Annotated in this window: 27 protein-coding genes, 1 other RNA gene and 1 other annotated feature; of the genes, 14 read left to right on the forward strand and 14 right to left on the reverse strand. The window is 58.3% G+C overall.

The window, feature by feature from the left end; all coding sequences use genetic code 11:
- Positions 1-37: 37 nt before the first annotated feature.
- The 3 genes from dnaX to K7H94_RS13775 form a co-directional block, all read right to left on the reverse strand.
- Complete coding sequence (gene dnaX / locus K7H94_RS13765; RefSeq protein WP_222951200.1) at positions 38-2,017, reverse strand: DNA polymerase III subunit gamma/tau; 1,980 nt, start codon at positions 2,015-2,017, stop codon at positions 38-40.
- Positions 635-696: a sequence feature (DnaX frameshifting element), on the reverse strand. Its footprint overlaps the gene before it by 62 nt.
- 247 nt (positions 2,018-2,264) lie before the next feature.
- Positions 2,265-2,816 (reverse strand): adenine phosphoribosyltransferase, encoded by a 552-nt coding sequence (gene apt / locus K7H94_RS13770; RefSeq protein ID WP_031279659.1) that lies wholly within the window; start codon positions 2,814-2,816, stop codon positions 2,265-2,267.
- 150 nt (positions 2,817-2,966) lie between these two features.
- Complete coding sequence (locus K7H94_RS13775; RefSeq protein WP_058757944.1) at positions 2,967-3,350, reverse strand: DUF454 family protein; 384 nt, start codon at positions 3,348-3,350, stop codon at positions 2,967-2,969.
- Between the two features lie 58 nt (positions 3,351-3,408).
- Here K7H94_RS13775 and priC point away from each other — a divergent pair, with 58 nt between their 5' ends.
- Genes priC through rsmS form a run of 3 tightly spaced genes read left to right on the forward strand, consistent with a single transcriptional unit; the run spans position 3,409 to position 4,377 of the window.
- A complete protein-coding gene (priC, locus tag K7H94_RS13780; protein WP_021507214.1) occupies positions 3,409-3,918 on the forward strand; it encodes a primosomal replication protein PriC in 510 nt (169 codons plus the stop codon).
- Positions 3,919-3,967: 49 nt separating this feature from the next.
- Complete coding sequence (locus K7H94_RS13785; RefSeq protein ID WP_010616865.1) at positions 3,968-4,213, forward strand: GlsB/YeaQ/YmgE family stress response membrane protein; 246 nt, start codon at positions 3,968-3,970, stop codon at positions 4,211-4,213.
- Positions 4,214-4,221: 8 nt separating this feature from the next.
- The gene (gene rsmS / locus K7H94_RS13790) at positions 4,222-4,377 is read left to right on the forward strand and encodes a pleiotropic regulatory protein RsmS (RefSeq protein WP_072209946.1); all 156 of its coding nucleotides are present in this window, start codon (positions 4,222-4,224) and stop codon (positions 4,375-4,377) included.
- On the opposite strand, the gene acrR is transcribed toward rsmS, so the two are convergent.
- Positions 4,374-5,012, reverse strand: coding sequence for a multidrug efflux transporter transcriptional repressor AcrR (acrR, locus tag K7H94_RS13795; protein ID WP_031279658.1), 639 nt, complete (start codon positions 5,010-5,012; stop codon positions 4,374-4,376). The genes rsmS and acrR overlap by 4 nt on opposite strands.
- Before the next feature lie 142 nt (positions 5,013-5,154).
- On the opposite strand from acrR, the gene K7H94_RS13800 reads away from it, so the two are divergent.
- The 4 genes from K7H94_RS13800 (at position 5,155) to ykgO (ending at position 10,085) form a co-directional block, all read left to right on the forward strand.
- Positions 5,155-6,345: an efflux RND transporter periplasmic adaptor subunit gene (locus tag K7H94_RS13800; protein ID WP_058757947.1), complete on the forward strand. Its 1,191-nt coding sequence runs from the start codon at positions 5,155-5,157 to the stop codon at positions 6,343-6,345.
- Between the two features lie 17 nt (positions 6,346-6,362).
- A complete protein-coding gene (locus K7H94_RS13805; RefSeq protein ID WP_021507209.1) occupies positions 6,363-9,512 on the forward strand; it encodes a multidrug efflux RND transporter permease subunit AcrB in 3,150 nt (1,049 codons plus the stop codon).
- A 159-nt stretch (positions 9,513-9,671) separates the two neighbouring features.
- On the forward strand, positions 9,672-9,929 hold the full coding sequence (locus K7H94_RS13810) for a type B 50S ribosomal protein L31 (RefSeq protein WP_021507208.1): 258 nt from the start codon (positions 9,672-9,674) through the stop codon (positions 9,927-9,929).
- 15 nt (positions 9,930-9,944) lie between these two features.
- Complete coding sequence (gene ykgO / locus K7H94_RS13815; RefSeq protein WP_010616859.1) at positions 9,945-10,085, forward strand: type B 50S ribosomal protein L36; 141 nt, start codon at positions 9,945-9,947, stop codon at positions 10,083-10,085.
- Positions 10,086-10,129: 44 nt separating this feature from the next.
- Here ykgO and K7H94_RS13820 read toward each other — a convergent pair whose 3' ends face one another.
- From K7H94_RS13820 to K7H94_RS13830, 3 genes are read right to left on the reverse strand one after another with little or no spacing between them, the layout of a single operon-like run.
- Complete coding sequence (locus K7H94_RS13820) at positions 10,130-11,008, reverse strand: metal ABC transporter substrate-binding protein (RefSeq protein ID WP_058769397.1); 879 nt, start codon at positions 11,006-11,008, stop codon at positions 10,130-10,132.
- A 21-nt stretch (positions 11,009-11,029) separates the two neighbouring features.
- A complete protein-coding gene (locus tag K7H94_RS13825; protein WP_021507206.1) occupies positions 11,030-11,869 on the reverse strand; it encodes a metal ABC transporter permease in 840 nt (279 codons plus the stop codon).
- Positions 11,866-12,522 carry a metal ABC transporter ATP-binding protein gene (locus K7H94_RS13830; protein ID WP_141496706.1) on the reverse strand — a complete coding sequence of 219 codons (657 nt, stop codon included), beginning with the start codon at positions 12,520-12,522 and terminating at the stop codon, positions 11,866-11,868. Before K7H94_RS13830 ends, K7H94_RS13825 begins: the two co-directional genes overlap by 4 nt.
- A 327-nt stretch (positions 12,523-12,849) precedes the next feature.
- On the opposite strand from K7H94_RS13830, the gene K7H94_RS13835 reads away from it, so the two are divergent.
- From K7H94_RS13835 to K7H94_RS13845, 3 genes are all read left to right on the forward strand, one after another.
- Positions 12,850-13,203, forward strand: a complete 354-nt coding sequence (locus K7H94_RS13835; protein ID WP_031279656.1) for a hypothetical protein — start codon at positions 12,850-12,852, stop codon at positions 13,201-13,203.
- Between the two features lie 145 nt (positions 13,204-13,348).
- Positions 13,349-13,726 (forward strand): Hha toxicity modulator TomB, encoded by a 378-nt coding sequence (gene tomB / locus K7H94_RS13840; RefSeq protein WP_021313568.1) that lies wholly within the window; start codon positions 13,349-13,351, stop codon positions 13,724-13,726.
- A gap of 24 nt (positions 13,727-13,750) precedes the next feature.
- The gene (locus tag K7H94_RS13845) at positions 13,751-13,969 is read left to right on the forward strand and encodes an HHA domain-containing protein (protein ID WP_021507203.1); all 219 of its coding nucleotides are present in this window, start codon (positions 13,751-13,753) and stop codon (positions 13,967-13,969) included.
- Between the two features lie 128 nt (positions 13,970-14,097).
- On the opposite strand, the gene ffs is transcribed toward K7H94_RS13845, so the two are convergent.
- Positions 14,098-14,194: signal recognition particle sRNA small type (gene ffs, locus K7H94_RS13850), an RNA gene on the reverse strand.
- Positions 14,195-14,370: 176 nt separating this feature from the next.
- On the opposite strand from ffs, the gene K7H94_RS13855 reads away from it, so the two are divergent.
- Positions 14,371-14,682: an MGMT family protein gene (locus K7H94_RS13855; RefSeq protein WP_021507202.1), complete on the forward strand. Its 312-nt coding sequence runs from the start codon at positions 14,371-14,373 to the stop codon at positions 14,680-14,682.
- Between the two features lie 166 nt (positions 14,683-14,848).
- Here the strand turns inward: K7H94_RS13855 and K7H94_RS13860 are convergent, their stop codons facing one another.
- Positions 14,849-15,406 carry a YbaY family lipoprotein gene (locus tag K7H94_RS13860; protein WP_222951201.1) on the reverse strand — a complete coding sequence of 186 codons (558 nt, stop codon included), beginning with the start codon at positions 15,404-15,406 and terminating at the stop codon, positions 14,849-14,851.
- Between the two features lie 15 nt (positions 15,407-15,421).
- Here K7H94_RS13860 and K7H94_RS13865 point away from each other — a divergent pair, with 15 nt between their 5' ends.
- Complete coding sequence (locus K7H94_RS13865) at positions 15,422-15,613, forward strand: hypothetical protein (RefSeq protein ID WP_222951202.1); 192 nt, start codon at positions 15,422-15,424, stop codon at positions 15,611-15,613.
- Positions 15,610-16,473 carry an acyl-CoA thioesterase II gene (tesB, locus tag K7H94_RS13870; protein ID WP_058757950.1) on the forward strand — a complete coding sequence of 288 codons (864 nt, stop codon included), beginning with the start codon at positions 15,610-15,612 and terminating at the stop codon, positions 16,471-16,473. Before K7H94_RS13865 ends, tesB begins: the two co-directional genes overlap by 4 nt.
- Before the next feature lie 72 nt (positions 16,474-16,545).
- Here the strand turns inward: tesB and amtB are convergent, their stop codons facing one another.
- The 5 genes from amtB to K7H94_RS13895 form a co-directional block, all read right to left on the reverse strand.
- Positions 16,546-17,835 carry an ammonium transporter AmtB gene (amtB, locus tag K7H94_RS13875; protein WP_058757951.1) on the reverse strand — a complete coding sequence of 430 codons (1,290 nt, stop codon included), beginning with the start codon at positions 17,833-17,835 and terminating at the stop codon, positions 16,546-16,548.
- Positions 17,836-17,868: 33 nt separating this feature from the next.
- Positions 17,869-18,207: a P-II family nitrogen regulator gene (gene glnK, locus K7H94_RS13880; RefSeq protein ID WP_007886947.1), complete on the reverse strand. Its 339-nt coding sequence runs from the start codon at positions 18,205-18,207 to the stop codon at positions 17,869-17,871.
- A 259-nt stretch (positions 18,208-18,466) separates the two neighbouring features.
- Complete coding sequence (locus K7H94_RS13885) at positions 18,467-20,242, reverse strand: SmdB family multidrug efflux ABC transporter permease/ATP-binding protein (protein WP_222951203.1); 1,776 nt, start codon at positions 20,240-20,242, stop codon at positions 18,467-18,469.
- Positions 20,235-22,004 (reverse strand): SmdA family multidrug ABC transporter permease/ATP-binding protein, encoded by a 1,770-nt coding sequence (locus K7H94_RS13890; protein WP_132466448.1) that lies wholly within the window; start codon positions 22,002-22,004, stop codon positions 20,235-20,237. The genes K7H94_RS13885 and K7H94_RS13890 overlap by 8 nt, the downstream gene beginning before the upstream one ends.
- Before the next feature lie 24 nt (positions 22,005-22,028).
- Complete coding sequence (locus K7H94_RS13895) at positions 22,029-22,490, reverse strand: Lrp/AsnC family transcriptional regulator (protein ID WP_021507196.1); 462 nt, start codon at positions 22,488-22,490, stop codon at positions 22,029-22,031.
- Between the two features lie 115 nt (positions 22,491-22,605).
- Here K7H94_RS13895 and K7H94_RS13900 point away from each other — a divergent pair, with 115 nt between their 5' ends.
- Positions 22,606-23,640 carry a PLP-dependent cysteine synthase family protein gene (locus tag K7H94_RS13900; RefSeq protein WP_021507195.1) on the forward strand — a complete coding sequence of 345 codons (1,035 nt, stop codon included), beginning with the start codon at positions 22,606-22,608 and terminating at the stop codon, positions 23,638-23,640.
- Positions 23,641-23,666 lie beyond the last annotated feature (26 nt).

Below are 23,666 nucleotides of genomic sequence, written 5' to 3' on the forward strand. Positions count from 1 at the left end.
CTGCTGGGGCTGCGCGCAACGCTGCGCGACAGCGTGATCATACGGGTCGGATACTCTCTTCATCCAGGTCCGCATCAAAGAAGCGACGCAGCGTCTGAATGTGGGTATCGCTTTCGATCGACTGACGCGCCTGCGCCAGTTTCTCTTCATAAATGGCCTGACGCCACTCCAGCGGCGTCAATACCGCCGGATTATCGTCTTCCACGATGGTCAGTTCAACCGGCTGGCCGGCCGCCTGGCTCAGCGCCTCCTGAATCGCCTGGCGCGCCGGGGCAGAGTTGAGATGACGCTGGCTGCTGCGCAAATGCAGCGTCACGCCCTGCTCATTCACCTCTTTCCACGCGTTCAGCGCGACCTGCTGGACCAGCTTCGGCAGCGTCAGCGTGGCGATTTCCGCCGCCCAGGCATCGCGCTGCAGCGCCTCTTCCGCCAGTTTGAGCGCCAGCTCTGGCGTTTTCTCATGCTCCAGCGCAGAACGCAAGGCTTTTGGCGTCGCCACTGGCTCCGGCTTGATCTCCTCCTGCTGCTGGGCTTTCCAGCGATACGCTTCCGGTTTCGCCGGCGCTTTTACCGCCGGCTCAGACGCGCGCTGTTGCACGCGCTCGGTGACGCTTGCCAGACGTTCCAGCGCCGGGTTTGCCGGCCGCGCGGAACGCGCTGCCGGCTCACTCTTTTTTGCTTTGCCGGCTCCCTGACGCAGCAGCTGCGTCCGCGCCTGTAACAGCTGACTGGTGGCGTCGGGCAAGTTATCCGGGGCCGGCGCCATATCGGGATAATCATCGGCCGGCGGCGGCGACTCATCCATCGGCGGTGCCATCTGCGGCTGCGCGGCCACAGCGGGTGCGGCTTTGGTCTGAGGCGCTGGCGCGGCAACGGCCGGTGCGGCCTGCGGCGTCAGCGACGGACGCGCCACCGGTTCAGCGATGGTGGCCTGCGGATGAAACGCCAGCGCACGCAGCAGCGTCATTTCCACGCCCAGCCGACGATCCGGCGCCAGCGGCAAATCTTTGCGCCCCATCAGCAGCGTCTGATAATAGAGCTGAACGTCAGCAGGCGGCAGCACGCGCGCAAGTTCGCGCAGGTGCTGCGCCTGGCTGGCATCATCTTCGCCAAGCGAGCTGGGCAGCAGCTGGACCATCGCGATACGGTGCAGCAGACGCAGCATCTCCACCAGCAGCGCCTCCCACTCCACGCCGCGCGATGCGGCCTGATTCAGCAGCGCCATCACCTGTTCGCCGTTGCCTTCCACCAGCGCTTCAATCAGCGCCAGCGGCTGTTCATCATCCAGCGTGCCCAGCATTTGCGCCACGCTGTCGCGCGTGACGCTGCCCTGCCCCATGGCAATCGCCTGATCGGTGAGGCTGAGCGCATCGCGCATACTGCCGTCGGCGGCGCGCGCCAGCAGATGCAGTGCACGCGGCTCGGCGTCAATCTGCTCCTGCTGCAGCACGTGCGCCAGCTGCTGCTGAATCTGTTCGACGTCGAGGGCTTTCAGGTGGAACTGCAGGCAGCGCGACAGAATGGTTACCGGCAGCTTCTGCGGATCGGTGGTCGCCAGCAGGAATTTCACGTGCGACGGCGGCTCTTCCAGCGTTTTCAGCAGCGCATTAAAGCTGTGGCGCGACAGCATGTGCACTTCATCGATCAGATAGACCTTAAAGCGCCCGCGCGCGGGTGCATACTGGACGTTATCCAGCAGGTCGCGCGTGTCTTCCACTTTGGTGCGCGAGGCGGCATCGATTTCGATCAGATCGACAAAGCGCCCCTGTTCAATCTCGCGACAGTTATCACACTGTCCACAGGGCGTGGCCGTGATACCGGTTTCGCAGTTGAGGCCTTTGGCCAGCAGACGCGCAATCGAGGTTTTCCCCACGCCGCGCGTGCCGGAAAACAGATAGGCATGATGGATGCGTCCCAGTGACAACCCGTTGGCCAGCGCCGTCAGCACATGTTCCTGACCGACTACGTCGGCGAAAGCCTGGGGACGCCATTTTCGCGCAAGTACCTGATAGCTCATGTGGATTCAATCACTGGAGTTGTTTAACCTGGCACAGCAGCACGCTCAGTTGCGCCGATTCTGCCGTGGGACTTAGGGGAAAAATGCGGTGACGCAAACCCTGTTTATTTTGACAGGAGTGTAACAGCCACAGCCGGATATGCCTATACCCGTGATACGTTGCGCGCTGCGCTTAAGGCCAGAATACCCGTGTCAGGGAGTGCGAAGAGAGGCGCCGCCGGACATGAAGGCGGGCGGCGCGATGGCCTTAGTGGCCGGGGAAATTGACCAGGCTATAGCAGTCGATACCCAGCGCGTTCAGGCGCGCTTCGCCGCTTAAATCAAACAGGTTGATCACGAACGCGGCGTCTTTAACTTCACCGCCCGCACGACGAATCAGTTTCACCGTGGCTTCAAGGGTGCCGCCGGTAGCCAGCAGATCGTCCACCACCAGCACCACATCGCCGGGTTTGATGGCGTCTTTATGCAGTTCCAGCGCGTCTGAACCGTACTCCAGTTCATAGCTTTCGCTGAAAGTTTCACGCGGCAGTTTGCCCGGCTTGCGCACCGGCACAAATCCCACGCCCAGACCCAGCGCAACCGGCGCCCCGAACAGGAAGCCACGCGCTTCGGTGCCCACCACTTTGGTGATGCCTTTATTACGATAACGCTCCACCAGAATGGCGATCGCTGCGGCATACGCCTGCGGATCTTCCATCAGACTGGTGACGTCACGGAACAGGATGCCCGGCTTCGGATAGTCAGGAATGCTTTTGATGCTGTTTTTGATCAGTTCAAGCTGCTGCGCAGTTGCGGTCATAAAGGTTACGCCTGGAAAAATATCTAAAACGCGCAGCTTCCACAGCGCCAATACCCGGAAACCGGGTTAAGCGAAGTCGTTTCTCAAAGGGAAGCCACGCACGAAGATGCCCAAATCTAAGCAAACAGCCGGCTAAATGCAACCCTGATGCTACGGTTCGTGCGGGTTCGCACTTTCTGCTACAACCGGGATGCGCCACAGCATGAGCAACAATAGCGCCAGCATCACACCGAGCAGGATGCGCAGCCACAGCAGCTTCACCAGCCAGATTGAAACCGCAAAGGTGATGACAATCAGTAACATGGCCCGGCCTTTGGCACCGGGCGGCATGGCGCGATGCTGCTGCCAGTGACGCAGATAGCGGCCAAACGGCGAGCGCCACAGCAGCCAGTGGTGAAAGCGTGGCGACGAGCGGGCAAAACACCAGGCGGCCAGCAACACGAATGGCGTGGTCGGTAGTAAAGGTAATACAATGCCCAGCGTGCCCAGCACAATCGCCAGCCAGCCAAGGCTTAACAGTAAAATGCGCTGCATGCCAGATGCCTGAAAAATGTCACAACAGCGCTACGTTAACACAGACGGAATCGAAGTGATGCCTCAACTGCCCGCCCAACAGCGTCTGCACGCAATGATTGACACGCTGCGCCAGCAGATTGCGCAGCAGCCGGACGGTAGCTGCCGTCAGCCGCGCTTTGACGCGCAGCTGTTTCGCTGCAAAGGCACGCGACTGGCTGACTATCTGCAAGAGCTGCAGCACAATGCGGCGCAGCTCGCGGCGTCCGACAGTGATGCGTCGCGCCGCCAGTGGCTGGCGCAGAAGGTGCTGGACCAGATTGCCGCGCTGCAGCGCGAGTGCAGTAGCCAGCAACTGCGCGTGGTGCGTGAACGGCCGCGTCGCGATCCGCTGCAGCCGAAGCGTGATGAGTACCGCGGCTACGAAACGCGATTGCTGGCCATGCTGCAGCAGCGCGAACAGCACCTGGCACGCGCTGAAACGCTGAGCGTGCAGCAGCAGCTGATGCGCGAGGTGGAGATTCTGCAGGAGCGGCTGGCGCGCTGCCGCGCCGCGCTGCATAAACTGGAGATCGCGGCGCAGCCGTAAGCCGTTCGCTTTCCTCTATACTGGAAACAGCGCTGACGGGAGGAGAAGCATGACCCTTATCATCTGGATTATTATTGGCCTGGCTGCCGGCTGGCTGAAGCGGAGGGTGTTTCCCGGCCGTCCCGGCGGACTGGTGCCGACGCTGGTGCTGGCGGTGATCGGCGCGCTGATTGGCGGCTACATCGCCACGTATTTCACCACGGGCGACCTCGGTACGCTGCATCCGACGGGCTTTGCCGTGGCGCTGGCCGGTGCACTGCTGATGCTGCTGGTCGCCGCTAAACTACGTATTTAGGAGACACTATGACGCTGGATACCGCGCCGGACGACATCAAGCTGGCGGTCGATTTAATTCAGCTGCTGGAGGAAAACCAGGTACCCACGGCCACGGTGCTGGCTGCGCTGGCGATTGTCCAGCGCGATTACGAGCAGAAGCTGGCGGCCGAACACACCGCTTAGCGCGTGCCGGCGAGCGTCGGGCTCAGGCGCAGCATATCTATAAAGGCCTCAACCACCTGCGGCGCTTCACTCACCAGATCAAAACTTTGCGGATTGAATAACCAGCTTTCCATCATGCCGCTGATGTAGCCGCGCATCAGCAGCGCCGCCTGGCGGGTGTTGAGGCTGGCCGGAAGCTGCCCGGCCTCGATACAGCTGCGCAGCACCTCTTCGATGCGGTCATAACACGCCTGCAGCAGCCCCTGCTGCATCGCCATTAACGTCGACATTTCGCCGACGAACTCACATTTATGGAAGATAATCTCCATTAATGCGCGTCTTTGTGGATCCTTTGCTGTGGCTTCAAGGATATAGATCAGCATCGAACGCATTACAGAAAGTGGATCGCCAGGGTATTTTGTCTGATACTCAAGTTCCACATCGTCGAGCCCGGCGTCGCAGCGCAGCCAGATCTCCTGTAACAGATCGGCTTTATTTTTAAAATGCCAGTAGATAGCGCCGCGCGTGACGCCAGCGGCCGCGGCGATATCCGCCAGTGAAGTGGCGGCCACACCGTGTTCAGAAAAGTGAGCTAAAGCGGCATCCAGAATTTGATGTCGCGTTTCAAGTGCTTGCGCTTTGGTTTTTCGTGCCATAGAGGACTGTTTTTACAAACTGGCAAGTTTACATACATTTGTGAATGTATGTACCATAGCACGACCCGTGTTTTAACGCAGCAATGGGTTTAACGGTTTGTGATCCATTGATCATTTGATATCGGACACTAGAGGTTTATTTATGAATAAAAACAGAGGATTAGCGCCTCTGGCGGCCGCCGTGATGCTTACAGGCAGCTTTTTGTTAACAGGATGTGATGATAATAAATCCCAGCAAGCCGCCCAGCAGCAGCCCCCGGAAGTGGGTGTTGTCACGTTAAAAAACGAGCCCCTGAAAATCACCACCGAACTGCCAGGCCGTACTTCGGCGTTCCGCGTGGCTGAAGTGCGTCCGCAGGTGTCAGGTATCATTCTCAAGCGTAATTTTGTTGAAGGCAGTGATGTTAAAGCCGGCGATTCGCTGTACCAGATCGATCCCGCCACCTATCAGGCCGCGTACGACAGCGCAAAAGGCGATTTAGCCCAGGCTCAGGCCAACGCGCGCGTTGCCCAGCTGACGGTGAATCGTTACAAGCCGCTGCTGGGTACCAAATATATCAGCCAGCAGGACTACGATAACGCCGCGGCCACCGCCGCGCAGACCGCCGCAGCCGTACAGGCGGCGCAGGCCAATGTGGAAACCGCCCGCATTAACCTGGCGTACACCAAAGTGACCTCGCCAATCAGCGGCCGCATTGGTAAATCCTCGGTGACGGAAGGTGCGCTGGTGTCGAACGGCCAGACCACCGCGCTGGCGACCGTGCAGCAACTCGATCCGATGTACGTCGATGTGACCCAATCCAGCGATGATTTCCTGCGCCTGCGCGGCGAGCTGGAGTCGGGTCAGCTGAAACAGAACGACGGCAAAGCTAACGTTACCCTGCTGATGCAGAACGGTAGCGCATACAGCCAGCCGGGCACACTGGAATTTTCTGATGTTACCGTGGATGAAACCACCGGCTCGATTACCCTGCGCGCGATTTTCCCGAATCCGGATCATCGTTTGCTGCCGGGCATGTTCGTGCGTGCACGTCTGGATGAGGGCACTAACCCGACGGCGCTGCTGGTACCGCAGACCGGCGTAACCCGCACGCCAACCGGTGAGGCCACCGCGATGGTAGTGGGCGCGGATAATAAAGTTGAAGTACGTAAGATTACCGCGAACCAGGCGTTTGGCGACAAATGGCTGGTGACCGATGGCCTGAAAGAGGGCGATCGCGTGATTACCGTCGGTATTCAGCGTGCTAAACCGGGTGCTCAGGTGACGCCGCAGGAAGTCAAAGATGATGCCAAAGCCGCACCGGAATCTCAGTCTGCTAAATCATCGTCATAAACAGGAGCCGTTGATACATGGCTAAGTTCTTTATCGATCGCCCCATTTTTGCCTGGGTGCTTGCCATCATTATTATGCTGGCGGGTGCGCTATCGATTATCAAACTGCCGATCGAGCAATATCCCAACGTTGCGCCGCCGGCAGTTGAAATCCAGGCATCTTATCCGGGTGCAGATGCGAAAACGCTACAGGATTCGGTAACGCAGGTTATCGAACAGAATATGAACGGCATCGACGGGCTGATGTATATGTCCTCGAGCAGTGACTCTTCTGGTACGCTGACGCTGACGCTGACCTTCCAGTCTGGTACTGACGCCGACATTGCTCAGGTGCAGGTGCAGAACAAACTGCAGCTGGCAATGCCACTGCTGCCGCAGGAAGTACAGCAGCAGGGGATTCAGGTGAAAAAATCCTCCAGCAGCTTCCTGATGGTCGCCGGTTTCGTCAGCGAAGATGGCAGCATGACGCAGAACGACATCTCAGACTACGTAGCGTCGAACATCAAAGATCCGATCAGCCGTACGCCTGGCGTCGGTGATACTCAGGTGTTTGGTGCGCAGTATGCGATGCGTATCTGGCTCGATCCGCACAAGCTTAACAACTACCAGCTGACGCCGGTGGATGTGATCAGCGCGCTGCAAACCCAGAACACCCAGGTGGCTGCCGGTCAGCTGGGCGGTACCCCACCGGTGCCAGGTCAGCAGCTTAACGCCTCGATCATTGCCCAGACGCGTCTGACCTCGACCGAAGAGTTCGGTAACATCATGCTGAAGGTCAATCAGGACGGCTCACAGGTGCGCCTGCGCGATGTCGCGAAGATTGAACTCGGCGGTGAAAACTACGAGATCATTGCCCGCTACAACGGCAAACCAGCGTCCGGTATCGGTGTCAAACTGGCGACCGGCGCCAACGCGCTGGATACCGCCGACGCGGTGAAAGCGGAACTGGCCAAGCTGGAACCGTTCTTCCCGGCCGGCATGAAAACCGTTTACCCGTACGACACCACGCCATTCGTTAAGATCTCTATTTTCGAAGTGGTGAAAACGCTGTTCGAAGCCATCGTACTGGTGTTCCTGGTGATGTATCTGTTCCTGCAGAACTTCCGCGCGACGCTGATTCCTACCATCGCCGTGCCGGTAGTACTGCTGGGCACCTTTGCCATCATCAGTGCTTTTGGCTACTCGATAAACACCCTGACGATGTTCGGCATGGTGCTCGCCATCGGCCTGCTGGTGGATGACGCCATCGTGGTGGTGGAAAACGTTGAGCGTGTCATGGCGGAAGAAGGATTACCGCCAAAAGAAGCCACCAAACGCTCGATGGAACAGATTCAGGGCGCGCTGGTTGGCATCGCGCTGGTGCTGTCAGCGGTATTTATCCCGATGGCGTTCTTCGGTGGCTCAACCGGGGTGATTTATCGTCAGTTCTCGATCACCATCGTTTCGGCGATGGCGCTGTCGGTGCTGGTGGCGTTGATTCTGACGCCAGCGCTGTGTGCCACCATGCTGAAGCCCATCAAGAAAGGTGAACACGGCAAAACCACCGGTTTCTTCGGCTGGTTTAACCGCCTGTTTGATAAGAGCACCAACCATTACGTTGACAGCGTCGGCCACATTGTGCGCAGCACCGGCCGCTATCTGCTGATTTATCTGCTGATTGTGGTCGGCATGGCTTACCTGTTCCTGAAACTGCCTACCTCGTTCCTGCCGGAAGAGGATCAGGGGCTGTTACTGGCGCAGGCGCAGCTGCCTGCCGGTGCGACTCAGGAACGTACGCAGAAGGTGCTGGATCAGGTTACGGATTACTTCCTGACCAAAGAGAAAGACAGCGTGAATTCGGTGTTTACCGTTAACGGCTTTGGCTTCGCCGGTCGTGGACAGAACACCGGTATCGCCTTCGTCAGCCTGAAGCCATGGGATGAGCGTGGTGATGCCAGCCTGAAAGTGCCGGCGATTGCCGGACGTGCGATGCAGGCGCTGGGTCAGATCAAAGATGCCATGGTGTTCCCGTTCAACCTGCCGGCCATTATCGAACTGGGTAACGCCACCGGTTTCGACTTCCAGCTGATCGATCAGGGTAACCTCGGCCATGAGAAGCTGACCGCCGCGCGTAACCAGCTGTTTGGCATGATCGCCCAGCATCCGGATACGCTGGTGGGCGTGCGTCCAAACGGGCTGGAAGATACGCCGCAGTACAAACTGATTATCGATCAGGAAAAAGCGCAGGCGCTTGGTGTGTCGCTGTCTGACATCAATACCACGCTGGGTGCGGCCTGGGGTGGTTCTTACGTCAATGACTTCATCGACCGTGGTCGCGTGAAGAAAGTGTACGTGATGGGTCAGGCCGACTCGCGCATGCTGCCGGATGACATCAGCAAATGGTACGTGCGCAATAGCGCCGGGACCATGGTGCCATTCTCTGCCTTCTCTTCGGCGAAGTGGCAGTATGGTTCACCGCGTCTGGAGCGTTACAACGGTCTGCCATCAATGGAGATCCTGGGTCAGGCGGCACCGGGCAAGAGCTCGGGTGATGCCATGAACCTGATGGAGAGCCTCGCCTCGAAGCTGCCTGCGGGTATCGGCTACGACTGGACCGGCATGTCCTATCAGGAACGCCTGTCCGGCAACCAGGCGCCTGCACTGTACGCCATTTCGCTGATTGTGGTGTTCCTGTGTCTGGCCGCGCTGTATGAGAGCTGGTCGATTCCGTTTGCGGTCATGCTGGTGGTGCCGCTGGGTGTGATTGGCGCCCTGCTCTTCACCACGCTGCGCGGTCTGAGTAACGACGTGTACTTTGTGGTGGGTCTGTTGACCACCATTGGTCTCTCGGCGAAGAACGCCATCCTGATCGTCGAATTCGCCAAGGATTTGATGGAGAAGGAAGGCAAAGGGCTGGTCGAGTCGACGCTGGAAGCCTCACGTATGCGTCTGCGTCCGATTCTGATGACGTCGCTGGCGTTCATCCTCGGCGTACTGCCGCTGGCGATCAGCAGCGGTGCCGGCTCCGGCGCACAGAACGCCGTCGGTACTGGCGTAATGGGCGGGATGGTGACAGCCACCGCGCTGGCAATCTTCTTCGTGCCGGTGTTCTTCGTGGTGGTGCGCCGCCGTTTCAGCAAGAATAAGTCTGAGCTGGAACAGGGCCATCCGGTGGATCACCCTCACTGATAGTTTCTCTCTGCTAAAAGGCCGCGCAAGCGGCCTTTTTTATTGCGCACTCCCCTGCCCGCTCGTCCCATGACAAATCCGTACCGGAAGCGTGGTTGCAATCCTGCGGCGCGAGGTTCATAATATTGTTATATTATAACATTACACGAGAGCACTATTATGAAACCAAACATTCATCCGCACTACCGTCCTGTGGTGTTCCACGACACCACCGTCGACGAATACTTCAAAGTCGGCTCAACGATTCAGACCGATCGTACCATCCAGTTTGAGGGCGAAGAGCTGCCGTACGTCACGCTCGATGTGTCGTCGAAGTCGCACGTTTACTACACCGGTAAACAGAAAGAGTTTGCCAAAGAGGGCAGCGCCGCACGCTTCAACAAGCGTTTTGGCAGCTTCCTGACGCGCAGCAAATAACCGGAGTTCAGCCACATGCAAGTTGTCAGTTCATTGCGGTCTGCCAAGACCCGTCACAAAGATTGCAAAGTCGTGCGGCGTAAAGGTCGTATTTATGTGATTTGCAAAACTAACCCGCGCTTTAAGGCGGTGCAGGGAAGAAAGAAAAAACGTTAGGAAAGTGTCGTGATAATTGGCCGGGATGCTCCCCGGCCTTTTTTTTACTTCATGCTGTGCAGCAGAGTTTCCACGTTGTGCTTAAACGCCGCCTCATAGGTGGGCGCCGGCCCGCTGGCCGCTGACAGCGCTTCCGGATAGAGCTCGCCACCGGGTTGCGCACCGGTTTCACTGGCGATCTGTTTCACCAAACGCGGATCGGTCTGATTCTCCATAAAGTAGGTGGTGATGTGCTCGGCCCGGAGCTGTTTGATGATAGCGGCGACATCGCTGGCGCTGGCTTCCGCTTCGGTTGAGAAGCCCACCGGCGCGAGGAATGTCACGCCGTAGCGCTGGCCGAAGTAGCCAAAGGCATCATGGCTGGTGAGTACCTTGCGTTTACTTTGCGCCACGCCGGCAAATTCACTTTTGGCCCAGCTATCCAGCTTTTGCAACTGCTGAATATAGCGTTCACCGCTGTGACGGATGTCGGCAGCATCGTCCGGATCAGCTTTGATCAGCGCGTTCATCACGTTGGTGGCGTAGATCACGCCGTTGTGCATGCTGTTCCACGCGTGTGGATCGGTGATGGTTTTGCCATCCTCCTCCATTTTGCGCGTATTGACGCCGTTCGAGGCGACCACCACCGTGCCCTTGTAGCCGGACGCGCTAATCAGCCGGTCCATCCAGCCTTCCATGCCCAGCCCGCTGACGAACACCACATCGGCCTGCGCCAGCGCCTGACTATCCTGCGGCGTCGGCTCAAAGGTGTGCGGATCGCCATCCGGCCCCACCAGCGATTTCACCTTAACGTGATCGCCGCCGACCTGTTTAACGATGTCAGCCAGCACGGTAAAACTGGCTACGGCATCAACGGTTTTTGCCAGCGTCAGCGGGCTAATCAGCATCGCGCCAATCGCCAGACTCAACGGTAACTTCTTCATACCTATCCCCTTGTCATCTTATTATCGACGGCGCAGCAGGCCGCCACATGGTCCTGTCAACACAGACAGCAAAAACAGTACGGCCGCACTCAGTACCACCGCCGGTCCGGCAGGCAGGGCATAGTGCCAGGAGAGCAACAGGCCGATAAAGGCGGCGATCAGCGCCAGCAGCATGGCAATCGCCAGCATGCGCGTAAGGTGACGGCTCCAGAAGCGCGCGCTGGTAGCGGGCAACATCATCAGCCCAACGGACATCAGCGTGCCGAGCACCTGAAAACCCGCCACCAGATTCAGCACCACCAGCGTGAGGAAAATGCCGTGCACCAGCGGTGCGCTCCATTTCCCCTGCGCACGCAGAAAATCAGGATCAAAGGCATCAATGACCAGCGGCCTGAAGATCACGGCCAGCATCAGCAGGGTGAACGCGGCGATGCTGCCAACCAGCACAATCGCGCCGTTATCCACCGCCAGCAGCGAGCCGAACAACACGTGCAGCAGATCGACACTGGAACCGCGCAGTGATACCAGCGTGACGCCGAGCGCCAGCGAACCCAGATAGAAGCCGGAAAAGCTGGCATCCTCCTTCAGATGGGTGTAACGGCTGACCGCACCGGACAGCAGCGCCACCGCCAGCCCGGCAATCAGGCCGCCAATGCCCATCGCCACCAGCGACAGGCCGGACACCAGATAGCCGATGGCGGCGCCCGGCAGTACCGCATGGGACAGCGCATCGCCCACCAGGCTCATACGGCGCAGCGAGAGAAAGACGCCGAGCGGCGTCGCACTGATCGCCAGCGCCATGCAGGCCACCAGCGCCCGGCGCATAAAACCAAACTCAATAAACGGCTGGAGTAACGTCATGACGCCACCCGACACAGCCGCGGTTGCTGCGCACTGTCACGCTCATCCAGCGATAGCACGTCACGAAAATGGCGCGCCACCAGCAGCTTGTCATGCAGCACCACCAGCAGCGTGGTGCCCGCCCGCTGCTGCTGTTCGAGAATCGACATCAGTAAGGTTATTGTCGGCGTATCAATGCCGTTGAAGGGTTCATCCAGCAGCCAGAGCTGACTGCGCTGGAGCATCAGGCGCGCAAACAGCACGCGCTGCAACTGCCCGCCGGAGAGCATCGCGGGCTGCGCAGTGGCGAAGTCGCGCATCTGCACCGCCTCCAGCGCCGCATCAATCTCCTGGCGCAGCGCACGCGTGATGCCACCGAACCAGCCGCAGCGCGGCCAGCAGCCCATTGCCACCAGCTCATAGACGGTGAGTGGGAAGCGGGTGTCCAGCTCGCTGCGCTGCGGCAACCAGCCCAGCGCTTTTCGCGGCAGCTGCAGTTCACAGCGTCCCGCCACTGGCGGCAGCAGTCCGGCGATAGTTTTGAGCAAGGTTGATTTGCCCGTTCCGTTGGCCCCGATCAGTGCCGTCATACTGCCGGCCGCCAGTTCGCCATTCACCACCGGCGTCACCGCCCTGCCCTGATAGCCGCCCTGCAGACGATGAAAACGCATCATTGGTGCAGGCCCCAGACGATGGCTAAAGCCAGCAGGCTACTCAGCAGTAGCGCTACCAGCAGGCGCCCGCCAAGCGAGAGAAGTAATCCACTGTGATTCATGACACGCCACCAAAATGTTATAACATAACAATATACTACCTGATGGCGTCATCGTGACGCGCGGAGGAAAGTGTTTCAAAAGTTGATCAGTGGCGATACGCCTGGGCGATTTGTGCCATCAAGCCAGCGCCCATCGCAGCAATCGCCCTTTCTGTTTACCAATGGCTTGCAATGTCCGGGCTGAAAGCCAATGATAGAACTCTCCTTGCTTTTTACGGGATGCAGAATGCAGTCTATTATTCATAGTGATATTGATGTGAATGAGGATGATTGCGGCAAGTTACGCCAGATTATCCAGGGGAATATTCTCAAAATAGCCCAGGACCTTGCCGGCGATTTACAGTGGTATTCTCAAAACGCGCAATTAGTTCCGGACAGTTTTACCATTATTTCCATTCAGCCCGTCGGCCACAAACGATTTAAAATGCTTTACGATTTCACGTGGGATTTATTTAATCCCTGCCTTGATTTAAATGAAACCTTTACCCAACGTGAAGAAGTTATGTTCCAGACAACGCCCGGTGCACTGGTGTTTGAGGTGATAGACAATACCCGCCCGTCACCGTGCGACGAATTGTAATATTTAGTAATTGGGTGAGCAAAACTAATGATTGTGGATTATATTTAAAAGGTCGCTGAATTCTTTTTATTCGTGATCGCTCCCTGGTAGCTTTTCCAAATCTCGCCGCGTCGCGGTAACTGTGCTCGCTATGGAGGGGAAAAAGATGGACGAATACTCACCGAAACGGCATGATATTGCCCAGCTTAAATTTCTGTGTGAGAACCTGTTTGACGAAAGTATGGCGACGCTAACCGACAGCCATCACGGCTGGGTTAATGATCCCACTTCGCCAGGCAATTTACAGCTCAACGATTTGATTGAGCATATCGCCTCTTTCACGATGAATTACAAAATTAAGCATGTTGAAGATGAAGCGCTGATTACGCAAATCGATGAATATCTTGATGATACCTTTATGCTGTTTAGCAGCTATGGAATCAATACTCAGGATCTTCAACGGTGGCAACGTTCAGCAAAACGCTTATTTAATCTGTTTGCCGAAGAGTGCGCTTATCTCCAGCAACCCAGCCATTCCTTTTAGCATCAGAGTGAGACCGGTTTATTTATGAGCAACCCAGCCTTAACCAAAACAGACTATTTGATGCGACTGCGTCGTTGTCGCTCAATTGACACCCTTGAACGGGTGATTGAAAAGAACAAGTATGAATTACCCGATGATGAGTTAGCGGTATTCTACTCCGCAGCCGATCACCGTCTGGCCGAGCTGACCATGAACAAGCTCTATGACAAAGTGCCCGGATCTGTCTGGAAGTACGTCCGCTAAGTTTTCTCCCCGCAGGTCGTTTCGTTACTCACCTTTATTTCCACGGATGACAGGCAGGCAAAGGAGTGCCGACAGGGTGCTGTGCCGCATTGCGCGCAGGGATTTTGCATGGGCAGAAATGGTGGAGGCCCTGCCAGCTACATCCCGGCACACGCGTCGCCTGCTGCGGCTGCTTCCTTCCGGACCTGACCGAGTTCACAAGTTAGCGTTGCGGGAGAACCAACAGGGCCCCCATTGACGAGCTCTCATGTTGAGAGCGCTGGCATTATCGGGGAAGCCCCTGGCAATTGCAAGCGCAGGCCGGGCAACCGTTGGTTTCTTGAACAGGCCGGCGGCAAAACCCTGCAGATAGCCGCAATCGCATGCTAAAGTGGCGCTTTTCCCGCAGACGAGGTGCGTGAGTGAGTGAACAGAGCAATTTTTCCGAGCGCGTCTGGCAAATTGTTGCCGCTATTCCTGCCGGTAAAGTGACGACCTACGGCGATGTCGCGCTGCTGGCCGGTTCACCGCGCGCCGCACGTCAGGTGGGCGGCGTGCTGCGGCGCCTGCCGCCAGGCAGCAAATTGCCGTGGTTCCGCGTGATTAATCGTCATGGTCGTATTTCGCTGCAGGGTGATGATCTTTTTCGTCAGCGCGATGCGCTGGAAGCCGAAGGTATTGAAGTAAGTGATGCAGGAGAAATTGAACTGGCGAAGTATCGCTGGGAGTATTAATGCTGACAGGCCGCACTCCCTTTAAAGCGCGGGAATGACACTGCAGAAAGTAAAGCGTCACACGCAGGGATGGCGTGTGCCGAGCGATCAGGGACGAGACAGCGCCTTTACTTTCTGCAGCGCCATTCTGGCGCAGCTTCCGTAACGCGCTGTCTCCCGTTTCAACTTACAGACTGGTTGGTGCCGGCACGGAGGCTGACGGCGTAACCTGAGTTGGCGACGTCGAAGGCACAGTGGTAGCAGCGCCCGGCTGGGTTGGCATCGCCATATTGGTCACCGGTACCAGCAGCAGTTCCGCTTTCGTTCCACCCTGATTAATCACCGGTTTCACCGTATCGGTAATAAACGCCAGCTTGCCGTCGATGGTGATCGCTGCGCTCAGCAAAATGCGCGCGTTCGGCTGGATATCGGCCGGGTTAAAGGGCAGCACAAACTGGAACGGTGCCTGTTTGCCCTCGGTGCGAACCACACGCTGTGACAGCACTTTGGACGTCGCGTCCGCCAGTGACGCATCGGCCAGCGTCACGGTCAGCACCGCATCCGGCGGCAGCGCAATACGCTGGCGAATATAGACGGAACCGCTTACGTTCGGCTGGGCAATTGCCGACGGCTGCCCGGCCACGCTGGCGCCTAAAGTTGGCGTCGGCACGGGTTTACTGTGATCGGCACAGCCTGTGATTGCCACCGCCAGTGTCATACCGCTAATTACATGCCAGAGTTTCATCGATGTCGTCTCCTTATGAACACTATGATTGTCGGCGGTAAATTTATTGGCTGGGTTTTCCACCGCCGATTGCTGTTAATTCTGGCACAAAAATCCGCTTTGCGCCTGAAGCCCCGCCATGCTGCTGAAAACCGGGTAAAAGCGTTGCGCAAACTGGTCGGATCTTTCACACTGACGCCATTGGCATCACTGAGGGATCCGTTATGAGCCAGGCACTGCATAACCTGCTTAATTTATTGAATCTGGAAAAACTGGAAGAAGGCCTGTTTCGTGGGCAGAGTGAAGACCTCGGCCTGCGCCAGGTGTTTGGCGGCCAGGTGGTGGGACAGGCGCTGTATGCGGCAAAACAAACCGTGCCGGAAGCCCGTATCATTCACTCCTTCCACAGCTACTTTCTGCGCCCGGGCGACAGCCAGAAAGCCATTATTTACGATGTGGAAACCCTGCGCGACGGTAAAAGCTTCAGCGCCCGCCGCGTCAGCGCCGTACAAAATGGTCAGCCGATCTTCTACATGACCGCCTCCTTTCAGGCACCGGAAAATGGCTTCGAACATCAGAACAGCATGCCGCAGGTGCCGGGACCCGATAACCTGCCCTCCGAGCAGGATCTCGCCCACCGGCTGGCTGCGCACCTGCCGCTCAAGCTGAAAGAAAAATTCCTCGCCGAGCGCCCACTGGATATCCGTCCGGTGCAGATCCACAATCCGCTGAAAGGCCACGTTGATGAGCCGCTGCGCCAGGTCTGGGTGCGTGCCAATGGCCAGCTGCCGGACGATCGCCGCATTCATCAATATCTGCTGGGCTACGCTTCCGATCTCAACTTTCTGCCGGTCGCGCTGCAGCCGCATGGCAAAGGCTTCCTTGAGCCGGATATGCAGGTGGCGACGATTGACCACTCCATGTGGTTCCACCGTCCATTCGACCTCTCCGAGTGGCTCCTGTACAGCGTGGTAAGCACCTCAGCGTCCGGCGCGCGCGGCTTCGTGCGCGGTGAGTTCTTCAGCCAGGACGGCACGCTGGTGGCGACGACGGTGCAGGAAGGGGTGATGCGTCAGCGCGAAGCATAAAAAAAGGGGCGATTATCTCGCCCCTTTCTCATCATTATAGTTATAGCGCACTGCTCTTCTGCCAGCCGGCACTTACTGGTTGTAAGCGTTCTCGCCGTGGCTGTTCACATCCAGACCTTCACGTTCCTGTTCTTCCGGTACGCGCAGGCCAACAATCATATCTGCCAGCTTGAAGCCGATGAAGGCGACCACGCCAGACCAGACGATGGTCAGGCCACAGCTGAACAGCTGAACCCAAACCTGATGGCCCATAGTCACGCCTTCTGCGTAGCCCACGCCGCCCAGTGACGAGGAGGCAAACACGCCGGTCAGGACACAACCGAGGATACCGCACACGCCGTGCACACCGAACACGTCGCACGGGTCATCCACGCGCAGCCATTTCTTCAGCGTTGTCACACCCCAGATACCTGCCAGGCCACCGGCCAGACCGATAATCAGTGCGCCGCCGACGCCGACATAACCACAGGCTGGCGTGATGGCAACCAGACCGGCGATGAAGCCAGAAGACGCACCCAGCAGTGAAGGCTTACCGCGCAGCGCCCACTCACCGAACACCCACGACAGCACGGCACCCGCAGTGGCCACCACGGTATTCAGGAAGGCCAGCGCCGCGATTTCGTTCGCGGAAGACGCAGAGCCGGCGTTGAAACCGAACCAGCCAACGTACAGAATCGCGGTACCGGTAAACACCATCGGCAGGTTATGCGGTTTGAACGCTTCTTTACCGAAGCCAGCACGCTTGCCTACCAGGTAAGCACCAACCAGACCGGCAACGGCGGCGTTGATGTGCACCACGGTACCGCCAGCGAAGTCCAGCGCGCCATCCTGTGCCAGGAAGCCGCCAGCCCACACCATATGTGCGATAGGCAGATAGGCCAGCGTCAGCCACACCAGTACGAAAATCAGTACCGCAGAGAAGCGAATACGCTCAGCCAGCGAACCAACAATCAGCCCCACGGTGATACAGGCAAAGGAAGCCTGGAACGCCACGTGAATGTACTGATAGAAGCTGCCCATCACCGCTTTCAGCTCAATATTTTTCAGCATCGCCCACTGGAAGTTACCGAAGAAGGCGTTGCCTTCGCTGAACGCCAGCGAGTAGCCGTAGACGATCCACAGTACGCACACTAACGCGAACGTCACCGCGACCTGCGTCAGCATCGACAGCACGTTTTTGCCGCGAATCAGGCCGCCGTAAAACAGGGCAATGCCGGGAATTGTCATGAACAGTACCAGCGCGGTACAAATCATCATAAACGCGTTATCGGCTTTATCCGCTACGGCAGGCGCAGCTGCCATCGCAAGAGACGGTAACAGCGCCAGGCTGGTGAGGCCCAACTTAGTCATTACTTTATTCATTTCTTTCCATCCCATCACAATTCAGAGCCCCAGTTACAGTGCTGCTTCGTCGGTCTCGCCGGTACGAATACGAATCACGCGCTGCAGTTCCGCGACGAAAATTTTGCCGTCGCCAATTTTGCCGGTGTACGCGGCTTTGCTGATCACATCCACCACTTCATCCAGCTGATCGTCCGCAATCGCAATATCGATTTTTACTTTTGGCAGGAAGTTAACGCTGTACTCGGCACCGCGGTACAGTTCTGCATGGCCTTTCTGACGACCGAAGCCTTTCACTTCGGTCACGGTCAGGCCCTGAATGCCAATGGAGGATAAGGCTTCACGCACGTCCTCCAGCTTAAATGGTTTGATTACCACGGTAACCAGCTTCATACGTTCCCCTCCGGATATAAAAATAGGTGAGTCTTCGCGGACACGCAGAGAGTTAAGCAAAGGCTGTGCCACAAATGGCAAAAGTGGGCGCTAAGGCTGCCGGGCGCAGAGTATCGCGCTCCGGTATGGCGTAACGGGCAAGGTTTTCACTCGGAAAAACAGAAAGGTGGGACTTTACTGCACTCCTTTGGTGCTTGCGGCCTCAAAGGAGTGCATCAATACAGAACATTCCGATAAATCTGCGCAAAAAAGGTGCAAATCACCCCTCTGCCGTTGCGGGTATGCCCGCCGCGAGTTCATCGCCAGCCTGCTGCAGCTGGTACATCTGCCAGTAACGGCCCTGCTGCGCCAGCAGTTCGGTGTGTGTGCCGCGTTCGACTACCTGACCACGGTGCAGCACCAGAATCTGATCCGCTTCGGTGATGGTGGAAAGACGGTGAGCAATCACCACCAGTGTGCTGTGCTGGCGCAGCGTGCGCAGCGCCTGCTGAATCGCCTGCTCGGTGCCTGAGTCGATATTGGCAGTGGCCTCATCGAGGATCAGAATCTGCGGCAGCGACACCAGCACGCGTGCCAGCGCCAGCAGCTGCTTCTGCCCGACCGACAGCGTGTTCCCCTGCTCACCGAGCCGGGTATGAATACCGTCGCGCATCGCGCGGGCCAGCGGTGCCAGCTGCACCTTCTCCAGCGCGCGCCACACGTCCTCTTCGCTGATATCGCGTCCCAAACGCACGTTGGCCAGCAGCGTATCGGCCAGTACCACCGGATCCTGTTGCACCATCGCCACGCTGCCGCGCAGCACATCGTGCGTCAGCTGGCGCAGCGGGCGGCCATCCAGTTCTATGCTGCCGCGCGTCACCGGATAGTAGCCCATCAGCAGATTGGCTAAGGTGCTTTTGCCGCTGCCGGTGTGGCCGACCAGTGCCACGAAGCCGCGCGCCGGCACCTCGAGATCGATATGGCTGAGCACGTCGCGGTTGTCGCGGTAGGCAAAGCTGACATCGCGCAGGGTGATACGCCCGGAAGCCAGCGGCTGAGCGTCACTGCCGTAGCCCTGCTGCGCCGCATCCATCAGTTCAAAAATACGCTCGCCCGACACCACCGCCTGCTGCAGCATTGACTGCTGCGTGGTGAGCTCAATCAGTGGCTCGTTAAGGCGGCCAAGATAAGTGATAAAGGCATAGAGCACGCCAACCTCAAACACGCCCGGCGTAGCAAAGCTGAACAGCATCAGCAGACCGCACAAAATCAGTGCAGAAAACAGGCTGAGCAGCGGACGCAGCAGAAAGCCGTCCAGCCGCAGCGTCTCCATCCGCGCCAGATAGTGTGAACGGCTGGCTTCGCCCATGCGCTCGCCAAAGCGTGCCTGCTGGCGAAACTGCTGGATCACGCTCATGCCGTTAATCACTTCGTTGAAGCCATTATTGATTTCGGCCAGATAGCTACGTACGCGGCGCGCAATCGGCGTGCTGTAGCGCTGATAGATCAGCATCACCGTTAACACCAGCGGGAAAATCACCAGCGCCACCAGCGCCATACGCCAGTCGAGTGCAAACATCGCCACCAGCATCGCGCCAATCAGCGCAGCGCTGCGCAGCACAGTGGCCACCACCGTGACGTAAAGATCTTTGATCACTTCGGTGTCGTTGGTGACGCGCGAAATAATCTGCCCTACCGGCTGGGTATCGAAGGCACTGAGCGGCTGGCGCAGCGCCGCATTCATCACGTCGACGCGCAGCTGCTGCACAACGCCAATCGCCGCGCGGTTAAACAGCAGCGCCTGGATATAGTGCAGACCCGCTGCCAGCAGCTGTAGCAGCACAAAGCCCACCAGCAGCCCGGCCACGATGCCCCACGGCATCTGGTGTTTTGCCACCAGGTTATCGATAAAATAGCTCACCAGCACCGGACCGGTGACTTCGGCAGCAGCAGCGATCCACAGCATGCCGACGGCCAGCCACAGCGATTTGCGCCACGGTTTACCGTAAGCCAGCAGGCGTTTCAGCGTTGGCCATAAGCGTTGCGATTTAGCCATGGTCGGCTCCCTGTTCTGACTCGTCCTCATCCAGCGCGGCTTCCAGCTGCTGATAGCGATACATATCGCGATACCAGCCCGGCTGCGCCGCCAGCGTATCGTGATCGCCGCGCTGTGCCACTGCGCCCTGCTGCAATACCAGAATCTCGCTGGCTTCGGTCAGCGCCGACAGCCGATGCGCGCTGATGATCAGCGTGCGCCCTTTGCCCCACAGGCGCAGGTTATGCAGGATTTCATGTTCGGTACGGCCATCAACCGCCGACAGCGCATCGTCGAGGATCAGAATCTCCGCGTTGAGCAACAGCGCACGCGCAATGGCGATGCGCTGTTTCTGCCCGCCAGAGAGCATGACGCCGCGCTCGCCCACTTCGGTCGCGTACCCCTGCGGCAGACGCAGAATGTCATCGTGCACGCAGGCCATCTGCGCCACGCGCTCGATCTCTTCCTGCGTTGCCTCCGGGCGGCCCAGCGCCAGGTTATTCGCAACGGTATCGGAAAACAGGAACGGCGTCTGGCTGACCACCGCCAGCCGGCTGCGCCAGCTGTCCAACCGCAGCTGCGGCAGCGGAATGGCGTGATAGCAAATCTCGCCCTGATCGATATCAAAATGGCGCTGAATCAGGCTCAGCAGCGTGCTTTTGCCGCAGCCGGTAGGCCCGCACAGCCCAAGCATCTGCCCGGGTTGTAGCTGGAAATGCACGTTGCTCAGCACCGGCGCGCTGCTCGCCGGATAGTGGAAGGCGCGGATCGCCACCTGCAGCACGCCCGCATCCGCCGGCAGTGGCTGCTGACCATCTTCAACCGCAGGCGCTTCCGCCAGCAGCGCGCCAATACGGCTCCACGCGGCGCTGCCGCGCTCGACGATGTTAATCATCCACGCCAGCGCCAGCATCGGCCAAATCATCAGCCCTAAGTACATGACGAAGCTGGTGAGCTGCCCGAGCGTTAGTGAACCGTGCCACACCATCCAGCCGCCACCGCCAATCGCCAGCAGATTCGAAAAGCCCACGGCAATATAAATGATGGGATCGAAGCGCGCATCGACGCGCGCCACGTGCAGATTTTTGCGGCCGGTGTCGCTGGCGATATCGGCAAACTGGCTCGACTGATGATCTTCCAGGCCAAAGGCTTTGATCATGCGGATGCTGGTCAGGCTCTCCTGCGTTTGATCGTTCAGGCTGGAGAACGCCGCCTGCGCCACTTTGAAGCGCTGATGCAGGCGCGCGCCGTCTTTCTGGATCACCAGCGCCATAATCGGCATAGGAATCAGCGCCAGCAGCGTCAGCTCCCAGCTGATCTGCACGCTCATTACCGCCAGCACGACCAGCCCCATCACCAGCGAATCCACCAGCGTCAGCACCCCTTCACCCGCGGCAAACACCACGCGATCGACATCGTTGGTCGCGCGCGCGATCAGATCGCCGGTACGGTGGCGCAGGTAAAACGCCGGATGCTGGCGGCTAAGCTGGCGATAAAAATCTTCGCGCAGCTCCACCGCCAGCTGGTAAGAGGCGCCGAACAGCAGCACGCGCCAGACGTAGCGCAGCAAATAGACAATCACTGCGGTCACCAGCATCACGCCGATCCACAGAAAAATTTCGCCGCGCGTCAGGCTGTGCTGGGTCACGCCGTCGACAATCACGCCGACCAGATGCGGAGGCAGCAGCTGCAGCAGCGCAATGATAATCAGCAAGCTGATGGCGCCCAGATAGCGCCGCCACTCGCGCAAAAAATACCAACTTAACTGGCTGAATAATCGCACAAAACAATCTCTTGTGATGCCCGTTCAGGGCGCTACCGGCAAGGCGGTGGTGTATTTAATCTCTTCCATAGCGAAGCTGGAGGTGACGTCAATCAGTCCCGGCACGCCGTTAACCAGACGCTTGTAAAACGCGTCGTAGCTCTTCATATCGGCCACCTGAATGCGCAGCAGGTAGTCGTACTCGCCCGCCATGCGGTAAAAGGCCATCACTTCCGGCATCTGCTGTACCACCGCGACAAACTGCTGAAACCAGTCGCTGCTGTGCTGCTGGGTTTTGATCAGCATAAAGGCGGTGAGCGACAGGCCGAGCTTTTCACCATCCAGCAACGCGACGCGCGCCCGAATAATGCCATCATCTTCCAGCTTTTTCAGGCGTTTCCAGCACGGCGTGGTGGTGAGATTCACCGCATCGGCCAGCGCCTGCAGCGACAGCGTGCAGTCTTTTTGCAGCAGCGCCAGCAGTGTGCGGTCAGTTTTATCTAGCATTCGCCACCTCAGGAGAAAAATTTTCTCTTATTTGCCGATTATAACCAACTTTTAGCAACCTCTTTTTCCTGCCAGTGCCTTACACTGAGCGCAATCTCGCTGCCGGAATCGCACCATGCAAACGCCCTGGGTTCGCCACGCTATCAATGAAATTAACGCCGACTTTCAGCGCTCCGCTGATACGCACCTGATCCGTTTTACGCTGGACGATTTCCCCGGCATTCGCTTTTATCTTAAGGATGAAAGCACCCATCCAAGCGGCAGCCTGAAACATCGCCTGGCGCGTTCGCTGTTTCTCTATGGTCTGGCCAATGGCTGGATTGGAGAAAACACGCCGATCATCGAAGCCTCCTCCGGCAGCACTGCGGTGTCGGAAGCCTATTTTGCCCGTCTGCTCGGCCTGCCGTTTATCGCCGTGATGCCAGCCAGTACCGCACGGCGCAAAATCGAGCTGATCCGCTTTTACGGCGGGGAGTGCCACTTCGTCGCCGATCCGTGCCAGCTGTACAGCGAATCCGAGCGTCTGGCGCGTGAACTCAACGGCCATTTTATGGATCAGTTTACCTACGCCGAACGCGCCACCGACTGGCGCGGCAACAATAATATTGCCGAAAGCATTTTCCGCCAGATGGCGCATGAACCCTTCCCGGTGCCGCACACCCTGATCATGAGCGCCGGCACCGGCGGCACCTCGGCTACGCTGGGGCGCTACATCCGCTATCAGGGCCACGACACGCGCCTGCTGGTGGTCGATCCGCAGCACTCGGTGTTTTTCGATTACTGGCACAGCCGCGATCGCACGCTGCGCAGCGAGCGTGGCAGCCTGATTGAGGGGATTGGTCGCCCGCGCGTTGAGCCGTCGTTTTTACCGGATGTGATTGACGAAATGATGAAAGTGCCCGACGGCGCCACCGTGGCGGCCATGTTAAGGCTGGAGCAGATACTCGGCCGGCGTCCGGGTGCCTCTACCGGCACCAATTTCTGGGGCATGCTGCAGGTGGCAAAACGGCTGCGCGCGCAGGGGCAATCCGCCGCGCTGGTCACGCTGCTGTGTGACAGCGGCGAGCGCTATCCGGATACCTATTACAATCCACAGTGGGTCGCTGAGCAGATCGGCGATATTCAGGCGTGGCAGCGCGAGCTGCAATAAAAAACCGGACATCCTGTCCGGTTCAC

Origin of the sequence: Pantoea dispersa (assembly GCF_019890955.1) — a bacterium.
GTDB classification, from domain to species: domain Bacteria; phylum Pseudomonadota; class Gammaproteobacteria; order Enterobacterales; family Enterobacteriaceae; genus Pantoea; species Pantoea dispersa.

Bases quoted from the DNA above. Each gene is read 5' to 3' on its own strand.
- K7H94_RS13860 (WP_222951201.1), bottom strand. From the start codon at position 15,406: ATGAAACTCTGGCATGTAATTAGCGGTATGACACTGGCGGTGGCAATC.
- K7H94_RS13885 (WP_222951203.1), bottom strand. From the start codon at position 20,242: ATGGCTAAATCGCAACGCTTATGGCCAACGCTGAAACGCCTGCTGGCT.
- tomB (WP_021313568.1), top strand. From the start codon at position 13,349: ATGGACGAATACTCACCGAAACGGCATGATATTGCCCAGCTTAAATTT.
- K7H94_RS13900 (WP_021507195.1), top strand. From the start codon at position 22,606: ATGCAAACGCCCTGGGTTCGCCACGCTATCAATGAAATTAACGCCGAC.
- K7H94_RS13785 (WP_010616865.1), top strand. From the start codon at position 3,968: ATGACCCTTATCATCTGGATTATTATTGGCCTGGCTGCCGGCTGGCTG.
- K7H94_RS13805 (WP_021507209.1), top strand. From the start codon at position 6,363: ATGGCTAAGTTCTTTATCGATCGCCCCATTTTTGCCTGGGTGCTTGCC.
- K7H94_RS13845 (WP_021507203.1), top strand. From the start codon at position 13,751: ATGAGCAACCCAGCCTTAACCAAAACAGACTATTTGATGCGACTGCGT.
- K7H94_RS13830 (WP_141496706.1), bottom strand. From the start codon at position 12,522: ATGATGCGTTTTCATCGTCTGCAGGGCGGCTATCAGGGCAGGGCGGTG.
- rsmS (WP_072209946.1), top strand. From the start codon at position 4,222: ATGACGCTGGATACCGCGCCGGACGACATCAAGCTGGCGGTCGATTTA.
- K7H94_RS13820 (WP_058769397.1), bottom strand. From the start codon at position 11,008: ATGAAGAAGTTACCGTTGAGTCTGGCGATTGGCGCGATGCTGATTAGC.
- ykgO (WP_010616859.1), top strand. From the start codon at position 9,945: ATGCAAGTTGTCAGTTCATTGCGGTCTGCCAAGACCCGTCACAAAGAT.
- amtB (WP_058757951.1), bottom strand. From the start codon at position 17,835: ATGAATAAAGTAATGACTAAGTTGGGCCTCACCAGCCTGGCGCTGTTA.
- apt (WP_031279659.1), bottom strand. From the start codon at position 2,816: ATGACCGCAACTGCGCAGCAGCTTGAACTGATCAAAAACAGCATCAAA.
- K7H94_RS13835 (WP_031279656.1), top strand. From the start codon at position 12,850: ATGCAGTCTATTATTCATAGTGATATTGATGTGAATGAGGATGATTGC.
- dnaX (WP_222951200.1), bottom strand. From the start codon at position 2,017: ATGAGCTATCAGGTACTTGCGCGAAAATGGCGTCCCCAGGCTTTCGCC.
- K7H94_RS13825 (WP_021507206.1), bottom strand. From the start codon at position 11,869: ATGACGTTACTCCAGCCGTTTATTGAGTTTGGTTTTATGCGCCGGGCG.
- glnK (WP_007886947.1), bottom strand. From the start codon at position 18,207: ATGAAGCTGGTTACCGTGGTAATCAAACCATTTAAGCTGGAGGACGTG.
- K7H94_RS13775 (WP_058757944.1), bottom strand. From the start codon at position 3,350: ATGCAGCGCATTTTACTGTTAAGCCTTGGCTGGCTGGCGATTGTGCTG.
- K7H94_RS13810 (WP_021507208.1), top strand. From the start codon at position 9,672: ATGAAACCAAACATTCATCCGCACTACCGTCCTGTGGTGTTCCACGAC.
- tesB (WP_058757950.1), top strand. From the start codon at position 15,610: ATGAGCCAGGCACTGCATAACCTGCTTAATTTATTGAATCTGGAAAAA.
- acrR (WP_031279658.1), bottom strand. From the start codon at position 5,012: ATGGCACGAAAAACCAAAGCGCAAGCACTTGAAACGCGACATCAAATT.
- priC (WP_021507214.1), top strand. From the start codon at position 3,409: ATGCCTCAACTGCCCGCCCAACAGCGTCTGCACGCAATGATTGACACG.
- K7H94_RS13895 (WP_021507196.1), bottom strand. From the start codon at position 22,490: ATGCTAGATAAAACTGACCGCACACTGCTGGCGCTGCTGCAAAAAGAC.
- K7H94_RS13865 (WP_222951202.1), top strand. From the start codon at position 15,422: ATGAACACTATGATTGTCGGCGGTAAATTTATTGGCTGGGTTTTCCAC.
- K7H94_RS13800 (WP_058757947.1), top strand. From the start codon at position 5,155: ATGAATAAAAACAGAGGATTAGCGCCTCTGGCGGCCGCCGTGATGCTT.